The 5,894-nt window shown below is 31.0% G+C and carries 7 protein-coding genes; 5 read left to right on the forward strand and 2 right to left on the reverse strand.

The features are described 5' to 3' along the window. On the forward strand, positions 1–769 hold a 769-nt coding region (locus tag AOG55_RS01335), incomplete at its 5' end, for a hypothetical protein (protein ID WP_055040789.1). Between the two features lie 210 nt (positions 770–979). Further along, a complete protein-coding gene (locus AOG55_RS01340; RefSeq protein ID WP_236688948.1) occupies positions 980–1,369 on the forward strand; it encodes a YbjQ family protein in 390 nt (129 codons plus the stop codon). A gap of 143 nt (positions 1,370–1,512) precedes the next feature. Here AOG55_RS01340 and AOG55_RS01345 read toward each other — a convergent pair whose 3' ends face one another. Both AOG55_RS01345 and AOG55_RS01350 read right to left on the reverse strand, forming a co-directional pair. After that, positions 1,513–2,316: an ABC transporter permease subunit gene (locus tag AOG55_RS01345; protein ID WP_048102335.1), complete on the reverse strand. Its 804-nt coding sequence runs from the start codon at positions 2,314–2,316 to the stop codon at positions 1,513–1,515. Next, a complete protein-coding gene (locus AOG55_RS01350) occupies positions 2,313–3,050 on the reverse strand; it encodes an ABC transporter ATP-binding protein (RefSeq protein ID WP_162200878.1) in 738 nt (245 codons plus the stop codon). Before AOG55_RS01350 ends, AOG55_RS01345 begins: the two co-directional genes overlap by 4 nt. A gap of 120 nt (positions 3,051–3,170) precedes the next feature. On the opposite strand from AOG55_RS01350, the gene AOG55_RS01355 reads away from it, so the two are divergent. The 3 genes from AOG55_RS01355 to AOG55_RS01365 all read left to right on the forward strand — a co-directional run. Beyond that, positions 3,171–3,869: a hypothetical protein gene (locus tag AOG55_RS01355; RefSeq protein ID WP_156318715.1), complete on the forward strand. Its 699-nt coding sequence runs from the start codon at positions 3,171–3,173 to the stop codon at positions 3,867–3,869. After that, positions 3,859–4,215, forward strand: a complete 357-nt coding sequence (locus tag AOG55_RS01360) for a MarR family winged helix-turn-helix transcriptional regulator (protein ID WP_055040790.1) — start codon at positions 3,859–3,861, stop codon at positions 4,213–4,215. The genes AOG55_RS01355 and AOG55_RS01360 overlap by 11 nt, the downstream gene beginning before the upstream one ends. A gap of 332 nt (positions 4,216–4,547) precedes the next feature. After that, positions 4,548–5,894: ATP-binding protein (locus AOG55_RS01365; protein WP_236688949.1), on the forward strand; the 1,347-nt coding region annotated here is incomplete at its 3' end.

Raw genomic sequence — 5,894 nt, forward strand, 5'->3', positions numbered from 1 at the left:
TAATAATTATATAATGGATTTACAAAAAATTATTGTGCAGGTACCAATTAATTATGTGATAATATCGATGTCGGACAGATTAGGAGAGTGGTATGTGCCAAAATTTGGCCCCATTCGTATAAGGGCCTTAATAGGATTAACATTTTACCCATATACATTAATGGTTGGGTCCCTTGTATTCCTTGGCAGTCTATTTTCCAAAAATATTCACATAATGAGGTCCTTTTATCTTTTTATAACATTTTTAATCTGTCTCGGTGTTTCTGCACACTGCTTTGACTCCTCCGCTAAACACTCACCAGGTCCATGGTCAGATTATTTTTCAAGAAAATTTATGATAATTATCGGGTTTACATCACTGTTCGCAGGTCTTTCATTTTCCTTTTATTTCGCCTTATTTATTGTTCACTCATTAATAGTGGCTGGCGCCATTGAAATATTCTTTCTATTTTCATATAACCTTGAACTTTTTAATGGGTTTTTTCATAATAATATATTTCTTGCATTTTCAACAGGTTCCATGCCCATTGTATCAGGATACCTAATTCAAGGTGGGACCAATATTATAATGATAATTTTAATGCTTGCACTTGGTTACTCTCTACTTCAGGTACAGATACAGGCCTCCAGACCATATAGATCATTAATCAGGGGAGAATTTATTGATCCTGTAATGCTTGCCAAATATTATGAAAATATATTGAAATCTGTTGTTATTTTTTCTTTACTGTTTGGGCTGCTCATAGCAATATCCGTCACCGGATTTTAAGGCCATGCAGCATTATTAAATTATTCCATAATACATGGTTATTTTCAGCCTCACTGGAATTCAGAGCTTTTATGATATTTTATTTGTTCACATTTATGATGGAAGAACCTTCGAATCCATGTTAGTTCCAACAAATTTTAATGTTTACTGGTTATTATTTTAACATTAATTTAATAAGAATATTTATATAATTCAATGCCATAATAATTCATGGATGACATAGAAACTGGTAATATGAATGATGTAAATGATGTTATTATAGTTACATCTGATTATGTTCCCGGATATAAGATTACAAAGGTTCTCGAAACAACATGGGGGTTAACGGTCAGAAGCAGGGGACTTGGCGGTAACATAATGGCAAGCCTCAGGTCACTTGGCGGCGGTGAAATAAAGGAGTATGTAAAATTGCTTAACGATGCAAGGGAAACGGCATTTAACAGATTAAAGGAATCCGCCAAAAACCTTGGCGCGAATGCCGTAATAAACATGAGATTTGACACATCGGATATGGCACAAATGATGACTGAAATAGTTGCATATGGCACAGCAGTCATTGTTGAAAAAGTTTCATCATCAGAAAATGTGAGTTTATCATAGTGCTATTTTTTGAGCTTAATTTGGGCATCCTAATTTTTTATTTATTAAATCCTGTTTTATAATAAATGTCATTTTATTTAATGTCAGGAGGGTATTTTTCAACGGTATTGACTTGCGGTAAAACATAAACCAGAAAAAAATATTCATTTAACCTCCATGTGTTTATAAACATAAAGTCCAATTATAAACATTGAAATGGCGTAAATTACCATTGAGATTATTGCCTGATCAAAATTTAAAAGGTTATAATTCTCCTGGACTATTTGAATAAAGGTTGCATATGTAAAATATTTTGTAGATCCAATGGCTTTTGTTACTGCATTGGCATCCACATACAATAGTGCATTGACATTCATGGAATTGATCTGTAAAATTCCGTCAATGACAGGCATGGCAATAAAAAACAGGAAAAATGAGCCAACAAGAACAAAACGATCCATCCTTATAAGGCTGCTGAGTAGAAATATAATTGACATTGCACTTAAAATTATAAGCATGGATACAAAATAGCCTTTAATAAGTGTGACGGGTACAGTTTTAAAGTTAAAATAGGATTCTGCAGCCAAAAATAAAAAGAAGGATAATACAGCCATGGCTGCCAGGGTTGTTGCGGCCAGATACCTTCCAATAAAGATGCTGCTTCTTTTTACAGGCAACGAAAGTATATACTGCCCGGAATTTGTTGTAAAATCATTGGAAATGGCAAAACTGCCCATGAATGTGGCTGTCCAGCAAACAAAGAAATATGCAAAACCTGCAAACGTTGCAGAGAATGCTGTGCCATTTGGCCATAGTGCCTTTAAATTACTAATTTGAGATATTCTATATGCTATAAAGGCCAGAATTGCCGCATCAACAATAACCATCTCAAGCATAATTCTTGATCTTGAGGCAAAATGCATGTAATCCTTATAGAAAATTTTCATGTGAGAAAATTCAGATTTCATTTTAAACCACCACCAGCATATTTAAAAAATGCATTTTCAAGCTCCTCAGGCCCAATTCTGTTCCCACCCATCATATTTATAATCTTGGCTGTTTCATTATTTGCAATTACCCTGCCATTATTAATTATAATAATTCTATCGCACGTTTCACTTACCTCATACATGAGATGTGAACTCATAAATATGAGGCTTGTTTTTTTAATCTCATTTAAAATATTCCTTAACTCCCTGGATTCAATGGGGTCAAGCCCATCAGACGGTTCATCCAGAAGTATTATCTCTGGGTTTCCCATTAATGCAGCCAGTATCATTACCTTTCTTTTATTCCCCTTTGAGAGTTTCCCAATTCTAATGTCCATATTGTCTAAATGAAATCTTTTAGAAAATACATCCATATATTCTCTGATATCTGATTTATCTAATTCCTTAATAGAACCCACAATGTATAAAAATTCCTTAATACTGTAATATTTATATGGCTCAGGATCAGATATGAGTGCTGAAATATTTTTTAGGGCCCTTACCGGGTTTTCATGCACATTTATGCCATTAATAAAAACAGATCCTGATGTTGGATGGATTAAATTTACAAATAATTTCATTGTAGTGGTTTTGCCGGCACCATTTGTACCAAGATATCCAACCATACCAGGCCCCCTGATTTCCATATCATGCAATTGCAGGGTAAACCCTTTACTCATAACCTTTGTTAGGTTGATAGTTTTTATTTTCATAAACATATATATTTTCTGGGCCTATGAAACTATTGCTGGGTTCAAACTTTGAACCCATGTTAATATTTATACACACATAAGGTATAATGTTTTAAAAACTCCATGTAATCAGGTGAGATATTGTCCAATGAAAAAATTAATGATATAATTACACAAAATATCAATTCAGCGAAGACCAGAATAGTGAGCTTTGAGAAATATATGATTGGGAGATCGTGGGGACTCTTTTTTGTATATTTTTCAGCCGTTATATTCCTCTATGCCTTTTTTGAATCACTGATTTCATATATTATAATGCCTGCATATGCAGGCCCAATAAATTTTCTTGTGGACACTGCATCTCTTATCATGGCATTGCTGTACTGGTTCCACATTTTTGGGGAAACACAAAGGCTGCTGGACTTAAAATATAATAGAAATGATGGAATTAAAAAAAGCTTCTGGAAAAATATAACAGTAATTTTCATATTTATTTACATTTTCTCAAATGTTTTATTCTCCTATATTCCGGTAAAATATGGTAATATTATTGAACTTATTATTCAATGTATTATATTTGTTATAATAGATTTTATTATGATAAGGTCCATTAAATACACATTATCAGAAATTCCGGCCATGGTATATGCGGTTTTTATTTCATTCATCCTTATTGCAGTAATACCATTAATTATTAATTTTACCGGAATTTCAATGGTATTTAATGTCTATTTATTTTATTATACCTCCTATGCCATCATTGTATTAATCTGGCTGTCCGCAGGTATAGGCATGCTATACAGCGCACCCGATTATCTGGGGGTTGTCAATGGACAATAATATTCAGAAGGAGTTAACAGACCTATTAAGGCAGATATCTGTTGAAATCAGCAATACACCAATGGATTCATCATCAAGGTTAATAATTATAATGGCACTGGCTGTAAGCAAGAGAATGAAGCTTTCTGACCTAATGAAGGTCACCGGCTGTGGAAAGGGAAGCATTGAAAATCATATTTCAAAGCTGGAGTCTTATGGCTTCATTAAAACTGAAAAGATATCTTTTTTTAAATCTCCAAGGGTATATGCAGAACTGACAGACAGCGGTAAAAAATTTTATGAAAATTATTTGCAGTTAGTTGGAAAATTCCTAAAAGACTCTGAAAGTAAGGAAGACCATACTTAATTTCATTCTCCCATAGTTGGGTGCAGTTAATAATAATCCATACATTTAAGCATTCCCTGAAAGGCTTTATTACGGTTATTTTTCTGGAATTATACAATTAAATTGAAAATGATAAAAATAGTGTTCAATGCATAATATTTTACTTATGCATCATTCTATTTAAGTTAACATTAGCCAAATGGAATATAGGAAAAATAATTTAGAATCCATGCAAAATAAAAAATTATCATTAAGGAAACCATAAAGACGAAGGAGTAACTTTATGAAAAATGGAAAAAAATAATAACATATCCTACCATAAAATGTTTTATATATTTAGTTGTAATCAAATTATGATAATTATGTTACAACATTTTATTAATAGAAAATATGAGTTAAAATTTCTCAATGATAAATATAATGAAAATAAAAAAGAGCTCATAATTATTTACGGCAGGAGAAGAATAGGTAAAACAATGCTGATCAAAAAATTTGTTGAGAATAAAAAATACATATATCATTTATGCACCCTGGATAGTATGGATGAAAATTTAAACTCATTAAAAAATAAGTTTGCAGAAATTACAGGAAAGGATTATTTTAATGATTTAAAATCAAATTTTTATGAACTGTTTAAGTATTTTATAAATGAAATAAAATCAGATAAGGTAATAATTGTTCTTGATGAATTTCCAAATTTAATAGAGTTAAATCATGGTATTGTGTCAATAATGCAGAAAATATTTGATGAATTAATGGACAACACAATGCTGTATATTATATTATCAGGTTCAAGCATAGGCATGATGGAGGATGAATTATTAAGCTATAAATCGCCATTATATGGAAGGAGAACAGGCAGCATAGAACTTACAGGTTTTAATATAAGAAATATAAAATACTTTTATAATTCCAATATGGAGGATTTAATAAAAATAAATGCTGTATTTGGAAGTATACCATTTTATCTTTCCCTAATAGATAGGGACAAAAGCGTTGAGGAAAATATAAAAAATAAGATATTAAAAAAGGGTGAGATATTATACGAGGAGCCGAAAATATTATTAAAGGAGGAATTTAGGGAGCCAAGGATATATGAATTAATTTTAAGGTATATTTCCATGGGACATAATACATATGGTGAAATCGTTAATGCAACGCATCTTGATAAGGGAAATATATCAAAATATTTGGAAACATTGATCTCTGTTAGGCTTGTCAATTATACATTGCCATTAAATCAGAAACGTCGGGGTATTTACGAAATAAATGATTATTTTCTAAATTTTTATTATAAATTTGTTTATCCTAATTTATCTGATCTGGAAATAAATAATGTTGATGAGGTCATGGAAATAATTAAAAAAAATATTAATACATATTATGGCCATGCATTTGAAAGAATAATTATTGACATGATAAGAAATAATATAATAAAATTGCCGTTTAAAATTATGTATGTAAAAAGATTCTGGTATAAGGATATAGAAATAGACGCCATAGCAGGAAATGACGAAACAGATGAAATGGCCTTTATTGAGTGCAAATTTAGTGATAATGTTGACGGAATTAAAGTTTTCAATGATTTAAAATACAAATCATTAAAGGTTGATTATAAAAGGAATAGGGAATATTTTATTATTATAGCGAAATCATTTAAAACAAAGAGCGAGTATGCGATTAATATTGATTTCAATATA

The sequence above is a fragment of the Acidiplasma cupricumulans genome, from assembly GCF_001402935.1.
GTDB lineage: Archaea > Thermoplasmatota > Thermoplasmata > Thermoplasmatales > Thermoplasmataceae > Acidiplasma > Acidiplasma aeolicum.